The sequence below is a fragment of the Halorubrum tibetense genome, from assembly GCF_055396225.1.
Map to the genome: position 1 here is coordinate 2,249,695 of NZ_AP043742.1, position 26,875 is coordinate 2,276,569.

Sequence of the window (26,875 nt, forward strand, 5' to 3'; positions counted from 1 at the left end):
ACGGTTCGAAGACATACAAACCCCGTGATTCCGGAACGGAACCATCGCAAAAATCCGTGAAGAACACACTACCGAAGCGAAGTAAAATACGTGTTGTAGTATCTCATAAAGAGTTAAAACGATCCCGTTCGACCGTGAAATACGGGACGCGAGTCCATCACACACATGCCTGACAGACACGACAGCGGTCACGATCCGAACGGGAGCGGGTACGACCTCCGCCGACGGTCCGTGTTGGGCGGGATCGCCGGGATGGGGCTCCTCGGCGCGGCGCTCGGTCCGGGAAGGGGAGCGGGCGCGGCTGGAGGGGGTGCGGGCGATGGGAGGCCGGTCGGGAGCGCGGCGGACCGCCTCGCGGAACGGACCCCGACCGGGACCGGCTCGTACCATCCGGGCCAGCCACTGTTCGTCTCCGTCGGCGAACGCCTCTGGAACACCGTGTGGGTCGGCCCCGAGTTCATCGGCGACCGCGACAACCTCGCGCCCGGGATCCCGGAGCCAGGCCACGACCCCGAGAACTACGACGCCGACGCGTTCGACTGGTCGGTCGTCGAGCGCCCCGCGGACAGCGACGCCGACCTCACCTACGCCACCTCGCTGTTCGAGGACCGCCCCCGCTACGACGAGGGGCGCGAGAACGTCGCGGAGTTCGAGGCCGACGTTCCCGGTCGGTACGTCCTCGAGCTCGACGCGCCCGACGGGACCCACCGGCTCCCGATCGAGGCGCTGCCGGACGACGATTCGGCCCCGGGCGGCCCGCCACGGTTAGCGCTCGACGCGACTGTCGCGGACGGGACGGCCACGATCGAGACGAACGCGGCGGTCGCACCCGATGCCCCGGCCTCGACCGCCGACCTCGAAGCGCGCGTCCTCGTCGACGACCGCGACGCGCTCGCGACCGCCGACGTCGACGTGGACGGGACGACCGCGACCGTCGACCTCGCGGATCTCGGGGGAGAGTCGGCCCGGATACACGCCGCCGTCCACGACGGGAATCGGCGCAGCGTCGCGGACGTCATCGAGCTCCATCCGGACGGCGAGGTTCGGTTCCCGAACCGACCGCCGGAGTGGCTGCTCGACGGCGTGATGTATCAGATCTTCACTCGGTCGTGGGCGGGACAGCGGGGGAAGACGACGTTCGACACGCTGATCGACGGGACCGTGACCGAGAGCCGGGACGCGGCCATCGACGGTGCGGACGACACGCTCACGGCGAACGCCCGGGCCGCCCGCGGCGTCGACTACCTCGACGAGCTCGGCGTCGACGTGGTGTGGCTCACGCCGATCCACCCCGCCGTCAGCCCCGAACGGGAGCTCCCCGGCGGCGGTCCACACGGCTACGACATCACCGACTTCTTCGGCGTCGCCGACGACCTGACGCCGGACGGGACGGACCCGCTTGCGGCGTACGAGACGTTCGTCGACGCCTGCCACGAGCGCGACATCCGGGTGTGTCTCGACCTCGTGATCAACCACGGCGGGCGGACGATGTCGGAGTTTCAGGACACGATCGCCGAGCAGTCCGACGAGCCGGAGTTCTGGCCGATCGTCGAGGCGTGGGACCGCCACTCGCAGTACTTCGACTGGTTCGACCGGATCGACGCACCCCGCGTTCACGACGGCGAGCAGCTGGAGCCCGCGCCGTTCGTCACCGGCTTCTGGAACCTCCAACTCCACCCGAACTTCAACTTCGACAACGTCGCGCTCCGCGAGTACATGCTCGCCGTTGCCGACTTCTGGTCCGGCGAGATCGGCGTCGACGGCTTCCGGTGTGACATCGCGTGGGGGGTCCCGCACAGCTTCTGGAAGGACGTCCGGGAGGTGTGTCGGGCGAACGACAGCGAGTTCCTCCTGCTCGACGAGGCGATCCCCAACGACCCCGCCTTCTCCGAGAACGAGTTCGACATGCATTTCGACACGGAGGGGTTCACCGTGCCGGCCCACGGGGTCGCCAGCGGCGACACGGAGCCCGAGGTGTTGTTCGACTCCGTCCGGGCCCGCGCCGAACAGGGGTTCCCGGACTACTCCGTGATCCTCAACGCGATCGAGAACCACGACGAGGAGCGAACCCTGAATCAGGCGCTCGACGGCACCCGCGCGGACCCGCGGAAGGCGCAGCGGGCGACGTGGGCCGCGGGGGTGACGCTCCCCGGCGTCCCGCACGTCTACTACGGACAGGAGCGCGCGATCTCCGAGTTCGGTGAGAACCGCCATCGCGGGGCCGGCGACCACCGCGACGACGGCGATGTCAACCCGGACGGGAAACAGCGCGCGTTCATGAACTGGACCGACTACGACGCCGACCACCTCGCGTTCTACCGCGAGCTGATCGACGCGTACCACGAGCTGGACGCGCTGAAACCCCGCGCCGACCTCTCTGGTGCGTGGCACGTCGCACCCAGCGGCGACGTGCTCGTCTTCGGTCGCGACGCGAGCGATCTGGAGGACGTGAACGGTCCCGAGCGCGTCGTCGTCGCGATCAACTTCGAGTCGAGCGCGACGGACGTGTACCTCCGTCCGGGCGTCGGCGGGACCGACCTCGTCACCGGCGAGGACGTGACGTTCGACTCACCCTCCGACGCCCAAACCGTCGCTGTCGACACGGTGGCGATACTGGAGACCCCGGACCTCCTGGAGGTCGGGTCGACTGTCGCGGATCTCGACGTCGAGAGTGGCACCGACTACGGGTCGGGCGGGTACACCTACCCCACCGACGACGCGTACGCCGATGGGGCGTTCGACCTCGCCGAGTTCGCGATCCACGAGACGCCAGACACGATCCAGTTCCGTGCCGACGTCGACGGCCCGATGGAGAACCCATGGGGACTCGACGGCGGGTTCTCCGTCCAGAACCTCCAGGTGTACCTCCGCGAGGACGGAACCGACCCGGCCGAGGCGACGACCGAAACGCGGACGGGCGTCAACGCGCGGCTCGCCGAACCCCACTCGCACCGTGTCGTCGTCGACGGGGAGCACGGGGCCCGCGTCGAGGACGCGACCGGGACCGTCGTGAGCGAGGGGACGGTCCGGGTCAACGAGGTAACCGGCGAGCTGGTCGCGTCGGTCCCGAAAGGAGAGTTCCCCGTCGACCTCGAGGCGACTGCCGTCGCGCCGCTCCTGCTCGGCTACGCGCCCGACGGCGTCGAGTCGGTCCCCGACCGGCCGGGCAACGTCACGCCCGTGAACGCCGACGCCGACTCCCACGCGTTCGGCGGCGGCCGCGACGACGACGCGAACCCGAACGTGGTCGACCTCGTCGTCGACGCGGGCGAGGACCGGGCGGACGCGCTCGCGTACGACGCCGGGACGCCGGCGGAGATCGGGTACGTCCCGCTCGTTACGCCGTACGAGGAGGTCGCCGCGTTCGACGCGCCGACCGGGGCCCCGCCCGGTCCGGGGACGTACGAGACCCCGCTCGCGGACGACTACTACGAGGACGCGTGGGACGTCTCGGGGCTGACGGTCCACGAGTCCCGCGACCGGGTGCGCTTCGAGTACGCGTTCGCGGAGCCTCTGGAGAACCCGTGGGATTTCGACCCCGGGTTCAGCCACCAGCTCCCGCAGGTCTACGTCGTCGACCCGGACACCGACGACCCGGCGACGACCGAGGGCCGCACGGGAACGAACGTCGCGTTCGAGGCCCCGTACAACTACCGGGTGAACGTCAACCCGGAGACCGGCGCGGGGGTCGAGGACGCCGCGGGCGACGCGGTCACCCGCGACGTCGACGTGTCGAGCGACGGGGACACGATCGCCGTCGACGTCCCGCGCGAGGCGATCGGCTGGGACCGCGACAGCGGGGTCGCGTTCGCCGCCGTCGTCTGCCCGTTCGACGGCTTCGGAGAGGGCGGGCTCCGCGCCGTCGCGGCCGAGCCGGACGACCACGTGATCGGCGGCGGCAGTGACACCGATCCCGACCCGAAGGTGATGGACGCGATCACGCCGGCGGGGCTCGACCGCGCGGCGCTGCTCGCCGACTACGACGCGGACCGGCCGCCGGTGCTCCCGTACGTTACGGTCGGCGACCTCGCCCGCGAGGACCTCGACGGCGTCGAGCTCGTCGAGGACGCCGACGCCGACGCGCCCGACGACGACGGAGGGCCCGACGCGGACGACGGGATCCCCGGCATGGGGATCGCGGCCGGTGCAGCCGGCGTCGGGGGGGCCGCACTCGCCGCGAAACGGCTCGCCGAGCGCACGAACGGGACGGAAGAGGAGTAACCGGTCGCGCGGTCCCGTGGGGTCGGGGCTCGTCCCGGTGACGCCGGCACCCGTCTGTGTGGGCGGGACTTAACCGGGCCGGCCGCTTCCACCGAGGCATGCGGGAGGACGAGCTGGCGACGCGGGTCTTCGCCCACTACGAGACCGCCCACGAGCGCTCGGACGTTCGGCTGGAAGAGCCGTACGACGCCGAGGGACGGCAGGGAGTCGTCGACGTGTACGTGCGGCTTCGGACCCCCCAACCCGTCGACCACGTCGTCGAGCTCAAATCGGATTCCGCGGTGCGGCGCGCGACCGGCGCGAACGAGGTACTCCGCCAGTTCCGCCGGATGGAACGGTACTTTCACGCCGATTCGACACACCGACTTGAGCCGAAGCTGGGTCGTTCGGGACCGGGCGCGCGGTACCTCCTGTTGTTCGCGCCGACGCCGACCTGCGTGTACCACGTCGCGACCAACCGGACCCTCTACGGATCGGTCGACGTCGCCGGGGCCGCGGGCGAGGTGCCGACCGAGCGTACCGTCGCGTTCCTCACCGGCCTCGATGGCGACCCAGAAACGCTCGGGTACCTCTCCGTCAACGGCGACGCTCCGTTCGGTTCCGCGGCCTTCCACGACGCGGTCCCTGAAGGGTCACGGCTCGCCGAGAGCCTCCGTCGGGTCGACGACGACGTGATCGATCCGCCGTCGTAGATCGTTCGCCGCGAAAAGCGGGTCGCCCGGGGGTGACGCGGGCAGCTACTCCTCGTCGTCCGCGTCGTCGCCGGCACGCTTCGACAACATGTACGCTGCGCCGCCGACACCGCTCAGCGCTGCGAGCGGGCCGAATCCAGGGATGTCGTCCCCGACGTCCGGGTCGTCTTCATCATCCGGATCCGTTTCGTCCTCGTCGTCGGTCGTTTCGTCCTCGTCGTCGGTCGTTTCGTCCTCGTCGTCGGCCGTTTCGTCTTCGTCGTCACTCGTTTCGTCCTCGTCGTCCACGTCGAGGGCGTCGAGGGCCCCGGCCGGAACCGCCGACCGGAGTTTGAACGCGTCGTATGCCGCCGCGGCGGGAAGCGCCCGCTGCTCGCCGTCTTCGCCCTCGTAGCCGTAGTAGTCTTCGTCGGGGACGAACCCACCGAACACCCGGAGGTGCGGGTCGTCGATCGCGGCGAGCTCGCGGAGGTCGTTGGCCTCGAACCGGACTTCTATCGCGTCGCCAGTCGCCTCGACGGCCGTCGCGGTCGCCTCCGCACCGGTCCGGGTGACGGCCCGGTACGGCTCCTCGTCCGTGATCGCCTCCGCCGCGTCGCCCGGATGGGGGATCCGCACCGTGGCGGTGTCGCCGTCGATGTCGACCTCGTGGGCTTCACCGACCGGCTCGTCGACGCGGAGGATGCGGTTCTCCACCGCGGGCGTCACCTCCCCGTGAGCACTGATGTACTCGGCGACCGCCGGTCCGTACTGTGTCCCGGACTCGGCGATGAAGTCGTCCCGTTCGAGGTCGAACGCGCCAGCGTAGTAGTCGGTCGTCGATATCCTGTACGTCTCGTCCGGATCAAGCGGCTCGCCGCCGACGAACACGCTGAGCACCTCGGCGTCCTCGTGGCCGCGCCACTCGTACTGGATCCCCGCCACCTGCTGCGCCTGCTGTGCGCCGAACGGGGCATCCCCAGCGAGGTAGTCGATCCGGTCTTCGAGGACCTGACGGATCTGTGCACCTGAGACTTCAGCGAGGATCACCTCGTTGTCGAACGGGTTGATCTCCAGGATGTCCTGTAGCGTGAGCTCGCCGGGCCCGTAGGTGTCGTTGGTACGGATCCCACCGGAGTTCTGGAACGAGGCGTCGGCGTCGCCGTAGAAGTCGAGCATCGCGTTCGTGATGAGGTTCCCCATCGTGCTCTCGCGGCCGTAGTTGACCGCACCGGAAGCGTTCAGCTCGAGCGTCGTCTCGCCGATGGTCTCTGAAACCTCCTCGTCGATCTCCGCCAGCTGGGCTTCCAACCGGTCGAGGAACTCCGGATCGGGGTCGATATCCATCGGTTCCCCCTCGTCGTCGACGAGGTCGATCCGCTGCCAGTCGACGAGCTCTCCCGAGGCGTCGAGCGTCATGACCCCAACGTGGAAGTAGGCGTACCCGATTTCGCTGATGACCGTGTCCTCGTGGATCTCCGCGTCGTCGAACGTGACGTGCGAGTGCGAGCCGAAGATGGCGTCGAGCCCGTCGACCGTCTCGGCGATCTCGAAGTGACGCTCGTGTGGGACGTGGGAAGCGAGCACGACGACATCACATCCCTCCTCCTCGCGGAGCAGGGCCGTCATCTCCTCGGCCTTCTCGACGGGGTCCTCCTGGATGTAGTCGTCCGGATAGTCCGTGATGCTGTGGAACCCGTCCAAGACGACGTTGAACACGCCGAGCCGGAGCCCGTCGATGTCGCGGACGACGTACTCCTCGGTGTTCGGGAGCTGCTCGCCGTCGGGCGTCTTCAAGTTCGACGTGACCCACGGGAACTCGCTCTGTTCGAACTTGTCGAGTGCGCTCTCGATCCCGTAGTCGAAGTCGTGGTTGCCGACGCCGGCGACGGCGATGTTCATGTCGTTCATGAACTCGACTTTGTGCTCGCCCTCGGTGAAAAACGAGACGAGCGAGGAGCCGAGCTCGTCGCCACTCCCCATGAACAGCACGTCGTCACGGTCGCCGAGCTGTTCTTGGAGCACCGTCTGGTAACGGGCGATGTTCGGCTCGCCGGGTTCGCCGATGTCGCTGTGCGAGTGGAGATCGTGAACGATAGTGACCGTGTCCTCCTCCTCGGCCGCTGCCGGGAGGCTGAACGCGCTCGCAGTGACGGCCGCCGCCGCGGTGCCGAGCACCGTCCGTCGCGTTACGGTGCGGTGATCGCGGCCGCAGCCACAGGCCGGCGTCACTCCCGTCGTCTCGGGAGTATCGACCCTCGTCGAGGAACGCTCCGTTCCGGACGCCCGGCCGCTCGTCGGGTCGTCGTCCGTTGAGTCGCCGTCCGTCGTCGATTCAGTTCGGTCGAATCTGGCTGGTCGTCTGTCGTCGCCAGTCAAGTACTGTCGGTCCCGTCGCTCGTTGGACATGTACGACATGTATTCACCGAGAGCGATCTAATATAAATACTGGTGTACGGGCGGGATAGTGGGGTATACGGTGGTATTTAGCGAGAATCGAGGAGAAAGTCTCGCGCTTCAGCGCGGGGAGGATGTCAAGATCGGATGCCGTACGGAGGCACCCACGCGTTCTCGGCCGTCAGCGTCGCGTTCGGGGCGACCTGAAAGACGTGACGGGGGTATAAGTACGACCCCGAGGGAACACGTCGGTGGAGCGATCACTGAATGAGCGTACTCAACTCCTTCGGCGGACTCGTCAGTAGTATCATCGCCAGCGTTCTCATGCTGGTGTTCGGGATACTCAGCTTCTTCATCACCGTGTTCATCGTCGACGTGGGTGCCGGGCTCGCCGGACACTCGCCCAGCGCGGATTTCGTCGCGCTCGCGGCGGCGATACTCGCTGCCGGCGTGATCGTCGCCGGAGCCTCCCCGATGGCCGGACTGGGCGAGGAGGACGCCTGACGACCGGAGAGGTTCAGCCGCCACGGGTCGACCACACGCGGCGGCGATGCGGGCCGACGACGCGGACCCTTATAAACCGAGCTCGCGGCCGAGCACGACGTGTTGGATCTCGCTCGTCCCTTCACCGATCTCCATCAGCTTCGCGTCCCGGTAGAAGCGCTGTGGCGCGAAGTCGGTAGTGTAGCCGTAGCCGCCGAGCGTCTGGACGGCTTCCTCAGCCACTTCGCGGGCGGCCTCGCTGGCGTCGAGCTTCGCGAGCGACGACGCGCGAGTGACGTCCTCGCCGGCGTCGTATTTCGTCGCCGCCTTGTGCGTGAGTAGTCGGGCGCGCTCCGTCTGCCGGTGCATGTGGACGACCTTGTCGCGGATCGCGTCGAACTTCGCGATCGGCTTGCCGAACTGCTCGCGCTCGCCGGCGTACTCCTTGGCGGCCTCGTACGCCCCCTGTGCGAGCCCCGTCGACAGTGCGGCGATGGAGATCCGGCCGCCGTCGAGCGTCTTCATCGTCTGTGTCCACCCTTCGCCCTCCTCTCCGAGCAGGCGGTCGGCCGGGAGGCGCACGTCGTCGAGGGCGATCTCACAGGTCGGCGAGCAGTTGAGCCCCATCTTGTCCCAGACGGTCGTCACCTCGAACCCGTCGTCGTGCTCCGGGTCGACGATGAACGTCGAGATCCCGTCGTACCCTGCGTCGGGGTCGGTGACCGCCTTCACCAGCACCGAGTTCGCCACGTTCGCGTTGGTGATGAACTGCTTGGTGCCGTTCAACACGTACTCGTCGGCGTCGGCGTCGTACTCGGCGATCGTGTCCATATCGGAGGCGTCGGAACCGCTGCCGGGCTCCGTGAGCGCCCACGCGCCGATCCCTTCGCCCGTCGCGAGCGGGCGGAGCCACTCCTCCTTCTGGGCGTCCGTGCCGAACGCCTCGATCGGCTTCGCGCCGAGGGAGGTGTGGGCGGCGTACGACAGCCCGATCCCGCCGGAGACGCGCCCTATCTCCTCGGTGACCAGCGCGTACATGAGCTGGTCGCCGCCGAGCCCGCCGTACGCCTCGCTCACCGGGATCCCCATCATGTCGAGCTCGGCGAGCGCCTCGAACACCTCCGCGGGGAAGCGGTGTTCGTCCTCGATCTCCTGGGCGATCGGCCGTATCTCCTCCTCGCAGAACTCCCGGACGGTGTCCCGGATCATGCGGTGTTCCGCGGGCAGCTCGAAGTCCATAGGCAAGACTTGCGGCGGCCGAGTATAAACGATGCGAACGACCGTGAGGGACCGGGGCCACAGAGGACGGCGGGCCGCCGAGAATGCCAAGCGGTCTACCGTCCCGCAATGCGGGAGCGTCGCGATCCTTTATCAGCCGTCGCCGCGTCGATCCGTCGTATGGAGCTCCGCCGACTCGTCCGTGGCACTGTCGAGTGGCCCGAGCTGGAACGGGTCGTCCAGGAGCTGGCGGAGCGATACGATCGTGAGACGGTGCGCGTCGAGTTCCTCGACGCCGACAACTGGCTGTCGACGCCGATGGTGATCGACGACGACCTGTTCGTGAAGGTGATCACGCGACAGAACACGCTCGTCCACGCGTTGTTCACGACCGGTCGGAACCTCGGCGCGTTCTCGGCCGGGACGGAGGGGTTCTTCGAGCGCTACCGAACCCCGTACGAGATGGCGCGCCACGAGCTCGAGGCGACCGAGCGGGTCCGGGAGATCGGCGTCAACGCGCCGGAGCCGATCGAGGCGCTGGAGATCGGCGACCTGGGCGTCGTCGTGCTGGAGTACCTCCCGGAGTTCCGGACGCTCGACGAGATCGACCACGAACGGGAGCACGAGCTCGCCCCCGAGCTGTTCTCCACCCTCCGCCGGATCCACGACGCCGGCCTCGCACACGGCGACCTCCGCGCCGAGAACGTGTTGGTCCTCGACGACGAGCTGTACGTGATCGACGCGACCAACGTGAGCGAGGCGGGTCGAGCCGACGCCCGGTCGTACGACCTCGCGAGCGCCTTAGCGTCGCTGGAGCCGCTCATCGGCGCGAGCGCCGTCGTCGACGCCGCGTTGACGAGCTACTCGCCCGATGAGTTGCTTGCAGCCCGCCGGTTCCTCGATTTCGTCGCGATCCGACCCGACCACGAGTTCGACGCCGCCGGGCTGAAAGGGGAACTCGAGAAGCGGGTGGCGTGACGGAGCGTGACGACCGCCCGCGTCACTCCGGGTTTGATCGGTCGGCCGGGTCACGGTCGGCCGGGCCGGTTGCCCCTCACTCAGGGCTCGCCTCGACGGAACTGCCCGAGGAGGACGCCCGTTCTCGACTCACCGCCCAGATGCCGACGGCCATGAGCGTCCCGCCGAGCAGGAACCCCGCCCCGAGCCGCTCGCCGAGCAGCGCCGCGCCGAGCGCCGCTCCGATCGCCGGCTGGGCGAAGAAGAAGACGGCGACGGTTCCGGCCGGAACGTACTCCAACCCCTTGTACCAGAGATACCAGGCGGCGGCCGTCGCCGCCACCCCCAGATACAGGACCGTCCCGACGGATCCGACGGTTATCGGGATCTCGGTCGGCGAAACGTCGAGTATCCACAGCTCCGCGACCGCGAGAACGCCGAGCATCGGCACGCTCGCCAGCGAGGAGTACGTCGCCGCGTCGAGCGCGCCGTAGCGTCCCACGACGGGTACTCCCCAGACGGTGTATCCCGCCCACGCGACGCTGGCGACGAGCAGCAACGCTACCCCGGCGAGGTTGCCGGCGGCGAGTCCGCTCGGGTCGTACTGCCCGGCGAGGACGACGACGGTTCCGACCGCCGCGAGGGCCATCCCGCCCGCTTTCGTCGCGGTGACACGTTCGCCGAGCACCGCGGCACCCAACAGGACGGTGAAGACGGGAGTCAACACGGTCAACAGCGACCCCTGGCTCGCGTTCGTCAGCTCGGTGCCGACGAACTGCGTGACGATCGTCAGGGTTACCCAGCCGCCGAGAACGACGAACCCGGGCCAGTCCGCGCGAGGAGGGAGCTGCCCGCCGCGACCGGCGACGACCGCCCAGAGGACGGTAGCGCCGAGCGCGACACGGAGGAACCCCAGCGTCACCGGCGGGATCAGCGTGAACCCCCACTTGCTGACGACGTACATCCCGCCCCACAGCCCGGCAGCGACGAGGGGGGCGAGCGCGAACGCGTATCGGCCGAGGCCGCCGGTCATCCCCCGAGGTATAGCTGTGAGACCTCGTCGTCGTCCAACAGCGCCTCCGGCGTGCCCTCGAACCGGACGGTTCCCTGGTCGAGCACGTAGCCGCGGTCCGAGATACCCAGTCCCTTCGTGACGTTTTGTTCGACCATCAGGATCGCCGTGTCCATCTCGTTGACTGCTTGGACATCTGCGAACACGTCGTCGGCGGTGTTGGGTGCGAGCCCCGCGGACGGCTCGTCGATGAGGAGCACGTCCGGCTCCATCACCAGCGCTCTGGCGAACGCCAACACCTGACGCTGCCCGCCCGAGAGGGTCCGCGCCTTCGCGTCGCGCTTCTCGTCGATGATCGGGAACCGGTCGTACAGCCGGTCGATCACGTCGTCGAGCCCGCCGGTACGGGCGACACCGCCCATCCGGAGGTTCTCCTCTATCGTCAGCGACCCGAACACGTTCTCGGTCTGCGGGACGTAGCCGATCCCCTCGCGGACGATGTCTTCGGGAGCCATTCCGCCGATCTCGCGGCCGTGGTACTCGACCGTCCCCTCCCACGGCGTCAACATCCCGAACGCCGTCTTGAGGACCGTCGACTTCCCCGCGCCGTTCGGCCCGACGAGACAGACGATCTCGCCGGGGTCGAGGTGAAGCGTGAGGTCGTCGAGCACCTGTACCTCGCCGTAGCCGCTGTCGACGCCGGACAAGGCGAGCACGGCGTCCGCGGCGTCGCTCGCGTCCGTGGGAGTGGTGTCGTCGCGCGCGACGGCCGGCTCGCCGCCGGATGCGGTCGGAGCATCGTCCGCTGTGGTCGAGCCCTCGTCGGACGCAGACGGGTCCGTCGCGCTCATACCCCACCTCCGAGATACGCGGAGATGACGCGCTCGTCGTTCCGAACCCCTTCAGGGGTCCCCTCCGTCAGGACGCTCCCCTGATCCAGCACGATGATCGGGTCGGCGAGGTCCATCACGAACTCCATGTCGTGTTCGATCAGCACGAACGTCGTCCCCTCCCGATGGAGCCGCCTGATCTGCGTCTTCAGCTTCTTCGCGAGCGTCGGGTTCACGCCCGCCACCGGCTCGTCCAAGAGCAGCACCTCCGGGTCGGCCAGCATCGCGCGGGCCAGCTCGACGAGCTTCATCTGTCCGCCGGAGATGTCGGTCGCGGGCTGGGTCGCGAGATGGTCGATCTCGAACTCCTCGAGGATGCGTTCGGCCTCGGCGAGGTTCGCCGCCTCGCTCTCCGCGACCGTCGACGGCGACGTGAACAGCGTGATGAACGACTCGCCCGGCTGGTTCCGGGGGCCGACCAGCATCGCCTCCCGGACCGTCATTCCCTCGAGCTTGCGCGGGGTCTGGAACGTCCGGATCAGCCCGTGGTCGGCGACCTGATACGGCTCCAACCCGGTCACGTCGGTCCCGTTGACGGTGACGCTTCCCCCGTCGGGCTCGTAGAACCCGGAGATCAGGTTGAACAGCGTCGACTTCCCCGCGCCGTTCGGCCCGATCAGCCCGGTGATCGTGCCGCGCTTGACCTCGAACGTCGCGTGGTCCGTCGCGGTGAGTCCCCCGAACGACTTCTGAAGGTCGTCGACGCGGAGCACCGTGTCGGGTTTCCCCTCGACGGCCCCGACTTGCGGGCCGCCGTCCGGGACCGGTTCCCGTGTTGTCGACCCGGCCGCAGCGCTCGTCGTCAACGAGCCCGCGCCTCGCGCTCCCGCCGTGTTCGTCGCGTCCGGTCCGTCCCTCGCGTGCTCCGTCGTCGGTTCGTTCGATGAGTCACTCATTCCTATCGCCTCCGTTCGATCCGACCCCATCGGTGTCGTCGGCTGCTCCGTCCATGTCGTCGGTTGTTCCGTCGTTGCCAGGTCCATCGCCAACTGTTCCGTCCTCGGCCGTTCCGTTCTCGTCGAGATCGTCGACATCGCCGAGGTCGGCGTCGGTCTTCCGTTCGCGGACGCCGCTCGTCGGTCGGTTCGGCGTGCCCGCCCCGTCGACCGCGCTGGGCCAGATCAGCTCGCGCTGTGGCGGCAGGACGCCCTGTGGCCGGAAGCGCATCACGAGAACGATCAGTAGGCCGATCAACAGCAGCCGCAGGGGTGCCCCGTCGATCGGTACCCAGGCCACGTCGTTGATGAACCGGGACCCCTCTCGGATGGTGACGACGACGAACCCGCCGAGCAGCGCGCCGCGGTTCGACCCGCTCCCGCCGAGGATCACGGCGACCCACACGTAGAACGTCGTGATCGGGTCGAGGTCGCCGGGGTTGACGAACAGGTTGAGATGCGCGTAGAACACCCCCGCCAGCGCCATGACGACGCTGCCGAGGACGAACGTCTGCATCTTGTACGAGAAGGTGTTCTTCCCGAGCGCCTTCGCGAGGTCCTCGTCGGACCGTATCGTTCGCAACACCCGCCCCCACGGCGAGCGCTGTGCGCGCCGGAGCACGAAGAACGCGACCGCGAGGAACGCGAGCAGCAGCGACACGTTCAGCAGCTGCCGCCAGAACCCCGTTCCGAGCGTGATCGGCGACCCGGGGACGATCACGATCTCGAGGCCCGGCATCGTCTCGGGGAACGTCCCGAGTACGGGCCATCCCTCGAAGAAGCTCGGAATTCCCCGGATCCCGGCGCTCCCGTTGGTCCACTGCCGCTCGTTCCGGAGGAACAGCCGGATCACCTCGGCCAGTCCGAGCGTCGCGATCGCGAGGTAGTCCGCCCGAAGACGGAGCGTCGGGATCCCGATCGCGACCGCGACGACCGCGGCGACGACGAGCCCGACGACGAGCCCGAAGATCGGATTGAACCCGCCCGCGATCGGGGAGTTACTCGCCGTCATCAGCGCCGCGCCGTACGCACCGATCCCGAAGAACGCGGCGACGCTGAAGTTGATCAGCCCGCCGAACCCCCACTGTGCGTTCAGCCCGAGCGACAACAGCGCGTACATCCCCGCGAGCCCGAACAGGAACAGGAAGTACGACGGACCGAGCCGGGCCGTCACGAGCGCGAGGAACAGCAACAGCACCACGAAACCGACGACCGCCGTCACGACGGTCTCGGTAACCGTCATCTCGTCCGCGTACGCCCGGAAGTCGAGTCGGGACACGTCAGACACCCCCTCCGTCGGCGTTGTCTCCGGCGATCCCGTTCGGCCGCACGAGCAGGATAACGACCATGATCAGGAACGCGACGGCCTCGGCGTACTCGATACCGATCGGGATCCCGGCCCGCGAGAGCAGCGGCGTCATCTCGACGACCATGCCGATGAGGAAGCCGCCGAGCACCGCGCCGTAGACGGAGCCGATGCCGCCGAGGATCACCGCGGCGAACACCACCAACAGGAGGTTGAACCCCATCCGCGGGAGCAGCTGGTTGAACAGCCCGAGGAACGCGCCACCCGCACCGGCCAGCCCGGCACCGATGATCCACGACCACAGCTTCACGCGGTACGTCCGGATCCCGCTCACACGCGCCAGATCCGGGTTATCGGCCATCGCTCGCATCTTCCGGCCGAGGTCAGTGTGCTGGAGGAGGACGTGTAAGCCGACGACGAGCACGGCCGCCGAGACGACCGTCGCCAGGTCGTGGTACGTGATCCGGATCCCGTACGGGAGCAGCCCCTCGATCGGCCGCAACGACGCGATATCGTACCGGATCGCGTCCGCGCCGAACCCCATCTGGATCAGCGCTCGGTAGACGAACGCGACGCCGATCGACGTGATCAACAGCCCGATCGATCCCACGTCGAGCGGGTCGTACACGAGCCGCTGTGTCACGACGGCGACGGCCGCGGCCGCGACGATCCCGACCCCGACCGCGGCGAAAAAGCCCAGGGGAAGCCCGAGCACCGTGAACCCGACGCCGCCGATGAGGCCGAACGCGACGAGGGTCGCGTACGCGCCGACGGTCATCGTGTCGCCGTGCGCGAAGTTCGCGAACCCCGCGATGCTGTAGATCAGCGAGAGACCGATGCTCGCGAGGACGATGATGCTGCTGTATACGACGCCGTTGGCGGCGAACTCGAGTACCGACATGGTCAGGCGATAACCGACATGGTCGGGTGGTTACGACTCCCGGAACTCGATCGCTTCGTAGTCGTGATCCCTGACCTCGAAGACCACGAGGCTCCCGCGTGGGTCTCCGTTTTCGTCGAAGTCGATCGGGCCGCTGACCCCCTGGTAATCGATGTCGTCGGCGGTCCCGCCATCGTCGAGGATCGCGTGCGCCTCCTCGTAGGTGAACACCTCCTCGCCTTCGGGGCGCGTGACGTCACGGACGACCTCCCCGAGGGCGCGGCCAGTGAACTCGTCGGCCGCCTGGATCGACAGCGCGGCGGTCACGGCACAGTCGTACGAGAACGCGGACCACGCGGTCGGCGATTCGCCGAACTCCGCCTCGAAGTCGGCCGCGAACGCCTGGTAGTTCTCCTGGCCCTCCGGCGCGGCTGGCTCCACGAGCTTCATACCATCCATGCTCCCCTGTGGGGTGTTCGCGAGCACGGTGTCGCCGCGGTTCGAGTCCGCGCCGTACAGCTGCGGCTCGTAGCCGCTCTCGAACATGTTCGTCACCATCGTCGCGAACTCCTGCTGGTAGGTGATACAGAGCCACGCGTCCGTGCCGGAGCCGTTCATCTCCGAGACGAGGCTCCCGTAGGAGGCCTGTTCGCCGTCGTGCGAGCTCTCGTAGACGATCTCGCCGTCGTACGCCTCGGCGAAGGCGTCGAAGAGGCTTTCACCGAACTCGTCGTTGATGTAGGTGACCGCGACCTCGTCGTACCCGTCTTCCGCGATGATGTCCGCCAGCGCGACCGACTGGGTGCGCCCGCTCGGCGACATCCGCAACAGGCCGGGGAACTCCGTCAGCCCGAGGCCCGTCGAGTTCTGGCTCAGCTGGACGACATCGGTCCCCTGGATCACGCTCTCGTAGATCGACAGCGAGACGCCGGAGCCGACCGCGCCGATGAGGAAGGGGACGTTGTCCTGGTTGACGAGCTTCTGTGCCGCCGCGACGCCGCCCTGACTCTCGCTTTCGGAGTCCTCGACTATCACGTCGAGCTCGCCACCCCTGACACCCACTTCGTTGATGTCGGCGAGCGCCAGCTCTAACGCGCGCTGGTTCCGCTCGCCGAAGTCGGCGAGCGATCCGGTAAGCGAGTCGACCATCCCGATCTCGTAGACGTCCTGGTCGTCGTCGCCGCCCGACCCTCCGTCGTCGCTCCCGTCGTCCGCGCCCGATCCGTCGTCGTCATCGTCGTCCGTCGTGCTCACGCAGCCCGCGAGGCCGACGATCCCGACGCCGCCCGCCGTTTTCAACAGCGTCCGGCGGTCGGTCAGCGATCCGATGCGTTCCTGATCCGTCGTGTCCATGGTATCTCGTGGCATGCGTTACCTGTAACGCCCGTGGGTATACGTGTATCTGAAACCCACCCCGTCCATGGTCGGTTTAGGGCTTCTATCGGGGTATTTCGCGCAATAATTGCCAATACAGATTATCCATCAATACTATATCACGGAATAATTGGTCGGGTGAGTGTATATACGGGCGAGGCCCCCACTGCCGTACATGATACCGCCCATCGCGAGGGACTTCGTCGCCGGGGAGACCCCGGAGGCCGCACTCGAGCACGTCGCCGGGCTCAACGAGCGCGGCGTGGCGGGGATACTGAACCTTCTCGGCGAACATTACACGGAACGCGCACCCGCCGATGCGGACGCGGACGCCTACGTGGACCTCGTTGCGGCGATCGCCGACCGGGGGCTGGACGCGTGTGTCTCCGTAAAACCGAGCCAGATCGGGCTCGACGTCGGCGAGGACGTCTTCGCGGCGAACCTCGCGCGGATCGTCGAAGCGGCGAACGGGGAAGCGGTCGGGAGCGACGCCACATCGCCCGGAAGCGACGGCACATCGCCCGGGAGCGATACCGGGTCCTCCGGGGTCGATGCTGCACTCGCGGCGTCGACGGGCGGTGGGACCTTCGTTTGGATCGACATGGAGGACCACGAGACGACGGACGTCACCCTTGACGCGTTCGAGCGCCACGCCGTCGCGACCGACGGGAACGTTGGCGTCTGCGTCCAAGCGAACCTCCGGCGCACGCGTGACGACTTGGAGCGGCTCGCCGCGCTTCCGGGGAAGGTCCGCCTCGTCAAGGGGGCCTACGACGAGCCGGCGGCGGTCGCGTACACGGAGAAGGCGCGCGTCGACGAAGCGTACCGCGACGACCTCGCGTTCATGTTCGAGGCGTTCGACGACGGGATCGCCGTCGGAAGCCACGACCCGGCGATGATCGAGTACGCGGCCGAGCTGTACGCCGACCATGGAACGCCGTACGAGGTCCAGATGCTGATGGGCGTTCGGGAGTCCGAGCAGTACGCGCTCGCCGGCGACCCGGACGTCGACGCCGCTGTGTACCAGTACATCCCGTACGGCTCGAAGTGGTTCTCCTACTTCTACCGACGGATCCGCGAGCGGAAATCGAACGCGCTGTTCGCGCTGCGGGCGATCGTCGGACGGTGAGTCGGTGACGAGAGCGGAGATCGGACCCCGCCACTCGATCCGCTACGGGTCGAGCAGCTTCGACTCCGCCTTCCGGAGGTGTTCGAGCAGGGTCGTCTTCGAGACCTCGAGGTCGTCCGCGAGCTCTCGAGTTGACACCCCTCGCGGCCACTCGTAGTACCCCACCTGCCGGGCGTGCTCGTACACGTTCCGCTGGGTGGACGTGAGGGTGTCGAGACGTTGGTCGCGGGCGCTCTGACCGGCGTACCCCGTCGACGACATCGATTCGACGCTCACATCAGCGTCGGCGTCGGCCTGGACCGCGTCCAGCGCCTCGCGGATCTCCGTTCGCTCCCCGGCGAAACACACCTGCCACTCCTCGCGACCGTTCTCGATCCGGACCGGAGCACTGTGGACGAACCCGTGTTCCAACAGCGTCGGACACATCATGTCCGCGGGGTCGTACTCCAAGAAGAACTCGCGGACGACGTTACCGGGTGCGTCGCGGGCGCGGCCGAACCGCTCTTGGAGCTCAAGCAGGTCACCCGCCCGGTCGGACGACCGGATCGCGTCCAGCAGCGCCTCGACCTCCTCGTTCGTGTCGGCGAAGGCGGTAAAGAGGCCGTTCACCGAGTTCGGGGCGTCGCCACCCGTCTTCGGCGAGTTGTATATCGCGTGTGCGAGCACGCCACCGCCAGTCTCTCTCGTCGCTTCGATCGCCCAACAGTTCGGATGCCAGAGATCCAGTGTCAGTCGAGTGCCGGACCAGTCGCTGCCCCCTCTCGCGTCGGACGTTGCCATTACAGCTCTTTCTCTGGTACCCGGTGACAAAGACTCTGCCGACCATGGTCGGGTGGGTTATTTGGCAACGGGCCGAAAACGGGAACGTATGGCAGACGCCTACGACCACTACATCGACGGCGAGTGGGTATCCGGAGAGGGTACCGACACCTTCGAAAGCGAGAACCCCGCGACCGGGGAGACGCTCGGCGAGTTCCACCGCGGCACCCCGAACGACGTCGACCGCGCGGTCGCGGCCGCCGACGAGGCGTTCGAGGAATGGCGCGAGCTCTCCCGTATCCAGCGCGCGGAGTACCTCTGGGACGTGTATCACGAGCTGCGCGAGCGAACCGACGAACTCGGGCGCGTGGTAACGAAAGAGTGCGGCAAGGAGATAAGCGAGGGGAAAGCCGACGTGGTCGAGGCCGCCCACATGGTCGAGTGGGCCGCCGGCGACGCCCGCCATCCGAAAGGCGATATCGTCCCTTCCGAGATCCCGTCGAAGGACGCCTACATGCGCCGGAAACCCCGCGGTGTCACCGGCTGTATCACGCCGTGGAACTTCCCGGTCGCGATCCCGTACTGGCACATGGCTATCGCGCTGGTCGAGGGGAACACCGTCGTGTTCAAGCCGGCCGAGCAGACGCCGTGGTGTGCCCAGATCGTCGCCGAGATGTTCGACGATGCGGGGATCCCGGACGGCGTGTTCAACATGGTTCAGGGGTTCGGCGACGCCGGCAACGCGATCGTCGAGAACGACGACGTCGAGACGGTCGTCTTCACCGGCTCCGCGGAGGTCGGCCATCACATCCAGGACAAGCTCGGCGGCGTCCCCGGCAAACGGGTCGCCTGCGAGATGGGCGGCAAAAACGCGATCGTCGTGACCGAGAACGCGGACTTGGACGTCGCCGTCCACTCCGCGGTGATGTCCTCGTTCAAGACCACCGGCCAACGCTGTGTCTCCTCCGAGCGCCTGATCGTCCACACCGACGTGTACGACGAGTTCAAGTCGCGGTTCGTCGAGGTCGCCGAGGACGTCGCAGTCGGCGACCCACTACAGGAGGACACGTTCATGGGACCGCTCATCGAGGCCGACCACTACGAGAAGGTCGCGAAGTACAACGAGCTGGCACGCGAGGAGGACGTGAACGTGCTCGTCGACCGGACGGAGCTCGATGACGACGAGATCCCGGACGGCCACGAGGACGGCCACTGGATCGGCCCGTTCGTCTACGAGGCCGACCCCGACGCCGACCTCCGGTGTACCCACGAAGAGGTGTTCGGTCCGCACGTCGCGCTCCTCGAATACGACGGCGACATCGAACGCGCCGTCGAGATCCAGAACGACACCGACTACGGGTTGGCGGGTGCGGTCATCTCCGAGGACTACCGGCAGATCAACTACTACCGCGACCGCGCCGAGCTCGGCTTGGCGTACGGGAACCTGCCGTGTATCGGCGCGGAGGTCCAGCTGCCCTTCGGCGGCGTGAAGAAGTCGGGGAACGGCTACCCCTCCGCCCGGGAAGCGATCGAAGCCGTCACCGACCGGACCGCGTGGACCCTGAACAACTCGAAGGATATCGAGATGGCACAGGGACTCTCCGCGGACATCAAGACGCGCGAAGACTGAGACACCGGCTTCCGGCCCTCGTGCGCCCCGACCTACTGGGTCCCGTTTTCGAGCGCGACACGGATCGTCTCGCCGACTGCAGAGAGCGGCGGGTCCGCCAGGTCGGGCTCGGCCACGACCCGCTCCCGCGGCCGCCCGACGGGCTGGGGGACCCGTTCCGTCCCGACGAGTCCCGCGTCTATCAGCCGACGTTTCACCCGTGTGAACGTCGATGAGCTGCCGATCCCGGCGTCCTCACACGCCCGACGGAGGTCGTGATCGAGGAGTTCGTGGCGCGCCCCTACCGCGTACACGCGGATCCGGGCGTCGACGAGGTCCTCGCTCGAAAGCGACGGGTCGACGTCTAAGACCCGGACCACGTCGTCGGCGAACCCCCCGCCACACCGGTCGTCGAACGCGCGGTACACCCGGTGGCGGCTCGGCGTCCGGAGGCGACGGGTCGAGGCGGTCGCGATCGGTTCGGCGTACAGTTCGCGTAGCGTCGGGTCGTCGCCGACGCGGTGCCGGAACCGTCCCGTTCCGCCTCGCTCGGTCCCGTCGCCCGGTTTCGACCCCTCACCACTCGCGGGCTCGTCGCCGGTCGACGCGTCGCCCGTCGCCGGCGCGTCCGTTGCCGTCGACTCGTCCTCCGTCGGCTCATCCCCCGCCGACGCGTCCTCCGCTGTCGGCCCGTCCACCCCTTCCACGAGCACACACCCCGCGTTCTCGGCGGCGAGGACGGCGTTCGGCTGGGGAGTGGACAGCGTCAGGAGCTCGACCGCGCCGGACTCCGTCAGCGCGGCGAACCGGCTCGCCGCGTGGAACCCGTCCGTGACCGCGTCGACGACCGACTCGGCTGCAAGGACGGTAAGCGTCGGCGGAGTCGGCCCGATCGCCCCGCCGAAACGGGTCGCGTCGTTCGCCTCGCCGTCGGCCGCTGCTCGGAGCGCGTCGAGGTCCGGGTCGACGAGGTCGGGATACGACTCCCGGTACGCCTCGACGACCGCGGCGAGGAGGGCCGGCTCCGGATCGACCAGTACCGGGTCGACGAGCGGACCGAGCGACAGCGACCCGTCAGCGAGCGGGACCGCCGGGTCGGGCGTCATGGATCGGAGTTCGGCCGCCTCGAATTAAGCGTGACGGGCCATTACAGGGAGTGACGTGGCGCGGGCCGGACGGAACGGAAGGAACGAGACGGGGTTCGTCCGCCGAACGCGCCGTTTAACCGTCCAGGGGCGCAAGTCCGTCTCATATGAGCCGCGGTTCGACCGAGGGCGACCTCACCAAGACGGGGATGGCCCTGAAACACGACCGAGAGTGGGACTACGAGCTCGACCGGATCGTCGAGGCGATCGAGGAGCGGGACGCGACGAAGGTCGGGCTCCAGTTCCCGGAGGGGCTCAAGCGACGCGGGCCGAACGTCGCCGACGACCTCCGGGAGGCCGCCCCGGACGACGTGACGTTCATGCTGTCGGGCCAGCCGTGTTACGGCGCGTGCGACCTCGACACGTACCTGATGCGCCGGACCGACGTGTTCGTCCACTTCGGCCACACACCGATGAAGGAGTCCGACAGCATCATCTACGTTCCGCTGTTCTCGAACGTCGACCCGTTCCCGATCATGGCGGACGCCTTGGACGAGCTGCCGGAGCCGGACGAGGACCCCGATGTCGGTCTCGTCACCACTGCACAGCACATGAACCGCTTCGAGGAGATGACCGACTGGCTCGAGGAGCGCGGCTACGAGGTCCACACCCGTCGCGGTGACGATCGGCTCACGAAGGAGGGGCAGGTGCTCGGCTGTAACTACGCGTCGGCTGATATCCCCGCCGATCAGGTGCTGTACGTCGGTGGCGGGAAGTTCCACCCGGTGGGGCTGGCGATGGAGCACCCGGAGAAGACGGTCGTCATCGCCGACCCCGTCAACAACGCGGTGTCGATCGCGGAACACGACCAGTTCCTCAAACAGCGGTACGCCTCGGTCCACAAGGCGATGGGCGCGGAGAAGTGGGGCGTCATCTTCTGTACGAAGATCGGCCAGGGTCGCTGGGAGCAGGCCCAGGAGATCGTCGAGAACAACGAGGATGCCTATCTGATCACGATGGACGAGGTGACGCCGGACCGCCTCCGCAACTTCGATATGGACGCGTTCGTCAACACCGGCTGTCCTCGAATCACGACCGACGACGGCCCGCGATTCCACAAGCCAATGCTGACGCCGGGCGAGTACGAGGCCGCGATCGGCGAGAAGCCGCTCGATTCGATCGAGTTCGACACGTTCCACGACACCTGGTAGGCCGTCGCCGCGGCCGCCTTCGACGCCGCTACCACGGGATCCGCGCTCTATCCTTCCAAAGCCGCCCAGTCGGATTACCGGGCGTGAACCGGGCGAGCCAGACGGGCGTCTCGGCCCCTTTCGACGGCGACCGGGGGGCGTCGTCGCCGCCCATCTCCGTGCGCACCCAGCCGGGGGAGACGGCGTTCGCGAGGAGGCCTTGGTCGCCGTACTCGGCGTCGAGGTACGCCGTCAGCCCGCCGACGCCCACCTTCGAGACACGGTACGCCGGGTACCCCCCTTCCATTTGACCGCCGGTGAACTGCCCGAGCCCCGACGAGAGGGTCACGACACGCCCCCCGGACCGTGCTGTCAGCAGCGGGAGCGCGTGTTTCGTCACGAGAACCGGTCCGCGGAGGTTCACGGCCATCGTCCGGTCGAACGCCGCGAGGTCCATCTCGTGGAGCGGTCCGGAACGGGGGAACACCCCCGCGTTGTTCACGAGGATATCGAGCGACCCTTGCTCGCGCTCGATCCGATCGATCGCCGCTCGAACCTCGTCGTCGTCGGTCACGTCCAGTCGGACCGCGTGCTGGTCCGGCGCAGTGACGTCGTCCGGATCGCGCGCACCGGCGTACACCGTCGCTCCCAGATCACCGAGCTTCGCGGCGATCTCGGCACCGATCCCCCGGGTCGCTCCCGTGACGACGGCGACGTCGTCCGTCAGATCCGGCTTGAGACTGATCCCGTCGGGTGTGTTCGCCATGCAACCACGTGGGGCGCGTTCACAATAGAACCCGCGGGGAGCCTCGTCGTTCGAACACGCTCCGTCGCGGGGACGGGGGTGCGAGGGAGTCAACGCGATCAGGGTACGAGAGGGCCGACGCGATCAGGGTACGAGAGGGTCGACGCGATCAGGGTACGAGAGGGTCGACGCGATCAGGGTACGAGACCGGCGCGATCAGGGCGCGACGAGGTCGACGACCGTTTCGGCGTCGACGACGACGTTGTACGCCCCCTCGTCCTCGTTCCAGAGCACCAGCCCGTTCTCGACGAACAGCACCGCGCCGTATTCCGACTCCCTGAGATCGCGGTTGAGCTCCGTCTCGCGGGTGTTCACGAGATAGTGGTCGATCGATTGCGAGCCGTCGCCGACCCGATACACCGCGTTGTCCCCCTCGCTCAGGTCGTGGCTGAGCTTCACCGCGAGCAGGTTCACCCGGTCCGTGACGTGCGCCTCCGAGTCGGCCATCCGCGCGCAGCGCTCTGCGCTCGCGGTGATGTCGACCCGACGGGCTCCGTCGGTCCGGAGGATCGAGTAGGCGAACTGGACGTCGACGTTGTGGAACTCGCCCGGCTCGTCGGTCGGCCCCCTGTCGGCCGCCTCGTCGAGCCGTCGCTGGAACGGCGGGACGTCGAGGTCGTCGCGGACGTCGAACGACCACCCGCGGTCGGTCGGGGCGGCATCGGGCCACAGCCGCAGGGTCGGCGAGTACACGTCGACCTCGCTCCCGGGCGTCGCGACCGTCCGCTCGACCGTTCGGAGGCCGATCGCGGTCTCGCGGTCCGCGGGCGCGAACGCGACGACGCTCCCGTCGTCGGCCAGCGCGTCGACTGCGGCGTCGACGACCGCTGCCGGGTCCGCGAGCTCGGACAACACGTTCCCGAACACCACGAGGTCGAACGGCTCGTCGAGGATCGGGGTCGGACCCGTACCTACCCCTACATCCGCGCTCTCGCTCGCACCCGTCTCGTCATCGGGGTCTCCATCCTCGTCGAGCCTGAACAGCGACTCCGCGGTCGTCCGATGCACCGTCGTCCGGAAGTTCCGACCGGTCTCGTCGAGCAGTCGGTCGAGGACGTCCGCGGCCGGGCTCGGCTCGACCGCGTGGTACTCGACGACGGCGTCGTCCGGGAGGTAGTCGTGGAGCCCCAACGCGGGGCCGCCGACGCCCGCGCCGACGTCGAGGACGCGCAACGTCCGGTCGAGGAGCCCGTTCTCCGCGAGGTCGTCGAGGACGTAGCCGACCGTCGCGTAGTAGTCCGGGAGGTGATAGATCGCGTACGCCAACGCGGCGACCCGGTCGTACTCCACGTCGTTGCCGTAGAGGTAGTCCGTTTTCAGGTTGCGGAGCGTCTCTCGAAGCCGCTCGCCGGACTCTCCCGTGTGCCAGTTCGCACCGAACGCCTCGACGAGGAGGTCCTCGACGGCGAACGCGTACGCCTCCGGGAGCGCCGTCGGACTCCAACCGGGCGGGGAGACGGGGGCGTCGTCGACGGGGACGAACGTCCCGTCCTCGCGCTCGCGAAGCCGGAGGTCGAACGCCTCCTCGCGGAGCGCCTCGCGGACGACCGCGGGATGGGGGGTCCCCTCGATGTAGTCGGTTATCTCGTCGGGGTCGATCGGGCGAACGTGTCGCAGGTAGTTGGCGGTGTCACGGACCGCCGCTCTGTCGATCATGGTGTCGTGTCGGATTCGTATGGTCGGATGCGTGTAGTGCCGGATGTGCGTAGTGTCGGATGCGCGTGGGGTCCTCGCAGGCGGCGTCAGTCGTGTCGATCCCGGGGCGCGCGGTCGCCGCGCGCCCGCTCGTAGAGGTCGGCGAACGCCTCCGCGTCGGCGTCGGCGATCGCCCGGGCCGCGTCGGCGACGTCGTCGGCGCCGTCGAAGGCGCGCTGGATCTCGGCGTACACCGCGGGCGACCCCTCGGTGACGGTGTCCGCGACCTCCGCGAGTGCGCCCGAAACGGGGGTGTGGAACTCCTCGCGGACCTCCTCGCCGGCGAGCCGCCACGCGAGGACGGCGGCGTGTGCGCCGGCCTGTACCGTCTCCATCGCGCGGTCGTGCTCGGCCGGCGTCGTCTCGAACACGTCGTTGCCGCCGGCCTCGATCGCCGCGGAGACGGAGTCGATCGTCGGGCCGGACTCGTCGGCCGCGACGGCGACGTTGCCCGGAACCCGCGGCGGGGCGAAGAGGGGATGATAGCTCGCGCGTTCGATGTCGGGTGCGTGCTCGCGCATCGCCGCCACCGCGTCCGTCATCTCGCCGGAGACGTCGAAGATCGCCCGCTCGGCCCGCGGCGCGTACGCCTCGACGGCCGCGGGCACGGCCGACATCGGCACGGCGAGACACACCGCGTCGTGGGTCGTGTCGCCGTCGGTCGGGACGGTCGCGGCGTCACGCGAGGCCGCGGCGTCCTCCGCGACGGCCGAGTCGTGGTCGGCGAACGACACCGACGGCCCGATCGGCGAGGCCGCGGCCGTGAGGGTGTCCGCCACCCAGCGGCCGATCTCGCCCGCGCCGACAACCAAGAGATCCATTCGTCGTGCGATCCGAGGTGACGGGAGGGGTAAAAAGGCTCGACTCGTTCGGCTCGGTCTCCTGCGTCGGCCGACTCGCACGACGCTGGACGGCCCGCGCGGCGCGAACCGGTCGACTCAGGGCGGGTCCGGGCTGACCCGGCCGGTCCCCTCCTGGAGCCGCGGGGCGACGGCACGGACCGCCGGAAGCAGCGCGATCGCGATGGCGATCTCAAGGCCGCCGACCGCGAGGAACGCGGTCGTGTAGCCGAACGCCTCGGTCGCGCCGCCGCCGACGAGGAAGCCGGTCAGGAACCCCAGCGAGCCGAACACGTTGAACAGCCCCATCGCCGCGCCGCGCGCCTCGGGCTCGACGAGGTCCGTGACGAGCGCCATCGTCGCCGGCGCCATGAGCGCCCCACAGACGCCGACGAGGACCATCAACCCCGCCGCGACCGGGTAGATCGGCGCGACGCCGACCCCGATCGTCACGACCCCGTACGCCAGCGAGCCGAGCACGATCGGACGGAACCGACCGATACGGTCGGAGAGCGTGCCTAACGGCGCTTGAAGGAGCGCGAACGGAACGAAGAACAGCGCGAGCGTCGCACCCGCGCCCGTCGCCGAGAGCCCGAACGTCTCCGGATCCTGGAAGTAGTAAACGCCGACAAGCGCGAAGAAGCCGGCCGTGAGCCGGTCGACGAAGCCGAACGCGAAGGGGACGAACAGCGCGGGCGTCTCGCGTGCGCGAGCGAGCACGTCACGGAACCCCACGTCGGGCGCGCGATCCAGCGCCGTGTCGCTCGCCGCCCGAGCGGCAGCCGGTCGACGGTCAGCCACCCGGTCGTCGACGGTCGCGGCGAGCAGCCCCGCGACCCCGAGCACCGCCGCGCCGGCGTAGACGGGATAGAACGCGCCGACGTCGGCGAGGACGCCCCCGACGACCGATCCGACGGCCGCGCCGAGACCGATCGCGAGGCCGGCCGTTCCCATGTTCCGGCCGTTGCCGCCGCCGAGGTCCATCAGCGTCGTGATCGCGAGCGAGAACGCGCCGATCGTCAGTGCGCCGCCGACGACGCGGACCGCGAGCGCGGCCTCGAACCCCAGTCCGAACCACGGGACCGCCACGAGTGCGACGTACGAGAGTGCGCCGCCGAACGCTCCCGCCACCACGAGCGGGATCCGTCGCCCGAGCGCGTCGCTCGCAACGCCCCAGACGACGGCGAACGCGACGAACGCGGCGAACTCCGCGACGACGAACGCGGTACCGGCGTCGATCCCCGCTGGCGCGCCGAGCTCGACGACCAGGGCGGGAACGCCGGGGTACAACAGCACCTGTGAGATCAACACCGCGAGGACGACGGCACCCAGACGCCGTCGGTCCTCGCGGTCCTGCGTCGTCATGTGCTTATAAATGGGCTCGCGGCCTCAAAAGGCCGACGCTCGATCGAAACACGAG

General features: G+C 68.5%; 21 protein-coding genes. 7 read left to right on the forward strand and 14 right to left on the reverse strand.

What is annotated here, in order from left to right:
* Positions 1 to 165: 165 nt before the first annotated feature.
* Both ACZ5TV_RS11255 and ACZ5TV_RS11260 read left to right on the forward strand, forming a co-directional pair.
* Positions 166 to 4,221, forward strand: coding sequence for a glucodextranase DOMON-like domain-containing protein (locus tag ACZ5TV_RS11255; protein WP_464383847.1), 4,056 nt, complete (start codon positions 166 to 168; stop codon positions 4,219 to 4,221).
* Positions 4,222 to 4,319: 98 nt separating this feature from the next.
* Positions 4,320 to 4,913, forward strand: a complete 594-nt coding sequence (locus tag ACZ5TV_RS11260; RefSeq protein ID WP_379779678.1) for a hypothetical protein — start codon at positions 4,320 to 4,322, stop codon at positions 4,911 to 4,913.
* A gap of 45 nt (positions 4,914 to 4,958) precedes the next feature.
* On the opposite strand, the gene ACZ5TV_RS11265 is transcribed toward ACZ5TV_RS11260, so the two are convergent.
* Positions 4,959 to 7,310: a 5'-nucleotidase C-terminal domain-containing protein gene (locus ACZ5TV_RS11265; RefSeq protein WP_379779680.1), complete on the reverse strand. Its 2,352-nt coding sequence runs from the start codon at positions 7,308 to 7,310 to the stop codon at positions 4,959 to 4,961.
* A 246-nt stretch (positions 7,311 to 7,556) separates the two neighbouring features.
* Between ACZ5TV_RS11265 and ACZ5TV_RS11270 the strand changes: the two genes are divergently transcribed.
* The gene (locus tag ACZ5TV_RS11270) at positions 7,557 to 7,793 is read left to right on the forward strand and encodes a hypothetical protein (protein ID WP_379779682.1); all 237 of its coding nucleotides are present in this window, start codon (positions 7,557 to 7,559) and stop codon (positions 7,791 to 7,793) included.
* A gap of 69 nt (positions 7,794 to 7,862) precedes the next feature.
* On the opposite strand, the gene ACZ5TV_RS11275 is transcribed toward ACZ5TV_RS11270, so the two are convergent.
* Positions 7,863 to 9,011 (reverse strand): acyl-CoA dehydrogenase family protein, encoded by a 1,149-nt coding sequence (locus ACZ5TV_RS11275; protein WP_379779684.1) that lies wholly within the window; start codon positions 9,009 to 9,011, stop codon positions 7,863 to 7,865.
* A 159-nt stretch (positions 9,012 to 9,170) separates the two neighbouring features.
* On the opposite strand from ACZ5TV_RS11275, the gene ACZ5TV_RS11280 reads away from it, so the two are divergent.
* Positions 9,171 to 9,968: an RIO1 family regulatory kinase/ATPase domain-containing protein gene (locus tag ACZ5TV_RS11280; RefSeq protein ID WP_379779686.1), complete on the forward strand. Its 798-nt coding sequence runs from the start codon at positions 9,171 to 9,173 to the stop codon at positions 9,966 to 9,968.
* Positions 9,969 to 10,044: 76 nt separating this feature from the next.
* Here ACZ5TV_RS11280 and ACZ5TV_RS11285 read toward each other — a convergent pair whose 3' ends face one another.
* The 6 genes from ACZ5TV_RS11285 to ACZ5TV_RS11310 are packed head-to-tail and all read right to left on the reverse strand — an operon-like array spanning position 10,045 to position 16,338.
* Complete coding sequence (locus tag ACZ5TV_RS11285) at positions 10,045 to 10,980, reverse strand: DMT family transporter (protein WP_379779688.1); 936 nt, start codon at positions 10,978 to 10,980, stop codon at positions 10,045 to 10,047.
* Positions 10,977 to 11,810 (reverse strand): ABC transporter ATP-binding protein, encoded by an 834-nt coding sequence (locus ACZ5TV_RS11290; RefSeq protein ID WP_379779690.1) that lies wholly within the window; start codon positions 11,808 to 11,810, stop codon positions 10,977 to 10,979. The genes ACZ5TV_RS11285 and ACZ5TV_RS11290 overlap by 4 nt, the downstream gene beginning before the upstream one ends.
* A complete protein-coding gene (locus ACZ5TV_RS11295; RefSeq protein WP_379779692.1) occupies positions 11,807 to 12,745 on the reverse strand; it encodes an ABC transporter ATP-binding protein in 939 nt (312 codons plus the stop codon). The genes ACZ5TV_RS11290 and ACZ5TV_RS11295 overlap by 4 nt, the downstream gene beginning before the upstream one ends.
* Positions 12,738 to 14,027: a branched-chain amino acid ABC transporter permease gene (locus ACZ5TV_RS11300; RefSeq protein WP_379779706.1), complete on the reverse strand. Its 1,290-nt coding sequence runs from the start codon at positions 14,025 to 14,027 to the stop codon at positions 12,738 to 12,740. The genes ACZ5TV_RS11295 and ACZ5TV_RS11300 overlap by 8 nt, the downstream gene beginning before the upstream one ends.
* Before the next feature lie 37 nt (positions 14,028 to 14,064).
* Positions 14,065 to 14,991 carry a branched-chain amino acid ABC transporter permease gene (locus ACZ5TV_RS11305; RefSeq protein ID WP_379779694.1) on the reverse strand — a complete coding sequence of 309 codons (927 nt, stop codon included), beginning with the start codon at positions 14,989 to 14,991 and terminating at the stop codon, positions 14,065 to 14,067.
* 30 nt (positions 14,992 to 15,021) lie between these two features.
* The gene (locus ACZ5TV_RS11310) at positions 15,022 to 16,338 is read right to left on the reverse strand and encodes an ABC transporter substrate-binding protein (protein ID WP_379779696.1); all 1,317 of its coding nucleotides are present in this window, start codon (positions 16,336 to 16,338) and stop codon (positions 15,022 to 15,024) included.
* 181 nt (positions 16,339 to 16,519) lie between these two features.
* Between ACZ5TV_RS11310 and ACZ5TV_RS11315 the strand changes: the two genes are divergently transcribed.
* Positions 16,520 to 17,473 carry a proline dehydrogenase family protein gene (locus tag ACZ5TV_RS11315; protein WP_379779698.1) on the forward strand — a complete coding sequence of 318 codons (954 nt, stop codon included), beginning with the start codon at positions 16,520 to 16,522 and terminating at the stop codon, positions 17,471 to 17,473.
* A gap of 42 nt (positions 17,474 to 17,515) precedes the next feature.
* On the opposite strand, the gene ACZ5TV_RS11320 is transcribed toward ACZ5TV_RS11315, so the two are convergent.
* A complete protein-coding gene (locus tag ACZ5TV_RS11320) occupies positions 17,516 to 18,253 on the reverse strand; it encodes a helix-turn-helix domain-containing protein (RefSeq protein ID WP_379779700.1) in 738 nt (245 codons plus the stop codon).
* Between the two features lie 88 nt (positions 18,254 to 18,341).
* On the opposite strand from ACZ5TV_RS11320, the gene ACZ5TV_RS11325 reads away from it, so the two are divergent.
* Positions 18,342 to 19,862: an aldehyde dehydrogenase family protein gene (locus ACZ5TV_RS11325; RefSeq protein WP_379779702.1), complete on the forward strand. Its 1,521-nt coding sequence runs from the start codon at positions 18,342 to 18,344 to the stop codon at positions 19,860 to 19,862.
* Positions 19,863 to 19,894: 32 nt separating this feature from the next.
* Here ACZ5TV_RS11325 and ACZ5TV_RS11330 read toward each other — a convergent pair whose 3' ends face one another.
* Entirely contained in the window at positions 19,895 to 20,947 is a 1,053-nt protein-coding gene (locus tag ACZ5TV_RS11330) for a transcriptional regulator TbsP domain-containing protein (protein WP_464383848.1), read from the reverse strand.
* A 146-nt stretch (positions 20,948 to 21,093) separates the two neighbouring features.
* On the opposite strand from ACZ5TV_RS11330, the gene dph2 reads away from it, so the two are divergent.
* Positions 21,094 to 22,137: a diphthamide biosynthesis enzyme Dph2 gene (dph2, locus tag ACZ5TV_RS11335; RefSeq protein ID WP_379783065.1), complete on the forward strand. Its 1,044-nt coding sequence runs from the start codon at positions 21,094 to 21,096 to the stop codon at positions 22,135 to 22,137.
* 28 nt (positions 22,138 to 22,165) lie between these two features.
* On the opposite strand, the gene ACZ5TV_RS11340 is transcribed toward dph2, so the two are convergent.
* The 4 genes from ACZ5TV_RS11340 to ACZ5TV_RS11355 all read right to left on the reverse strand — a co-directional run bounded on the left by ACZ5TV_RS11340 (position 22,166) and on the right by ACZ5TV_RS11355 (position 26,820).
* The gene (locus ACZ5TV_RS11340) at positions 22,166 to 22,882 is read right to left on the reverse strand and encodes an SDR family NAD(P)-dependent oxidoreductase (RefSeq protein ID WP_379783067.1); all 717 of its coding nucleotides are present in this window, start codon (positions 22,880 to 22,882) and stop codon (positions 22,166 to 22,168) included.
* A 195-nt stretch (positions 22,883 to 23,077) separates the two neighbouring features.
* A complete protein-coding gene (locus tag ACZ5TV_RS11345; protein WP_464383849.1) occupies positions 23,078 to 24,577 on the reverse strand; it encodes a small ribosomal subunit Rsm22 family protein in 1,500 nt (499 codons plus the stop codon).
* 86 nt (positions 24,578 to 24,663) lie between these two features.
* Entirely contained in the window at positions 24,664 to 25,437 is a 774-nt protein-coding gene (locus ACZ5TV_RS11350) for a prephenate dehydrogenase (protein ID WP_464383850.1), read from the reverse strand.
* A gap of 117 nt (positions 25,438 to 25,554) precedes the next feature.
* The gene (locus ACZ5TV_RS11355) at positions 25,555 to 26,820 is read right to left on the reverse strand and encodes an MFS transporter (protein WP_464383851.1); all 1,266 of its coding nucleotides are present in this window, start codon (positions 26,818 to 26,820) and stop codon (positions 25,555 to 25,557) included.
* Between the last annotated feature and the right edge of the window lie 55 nt (positions 26,821 to 26,875).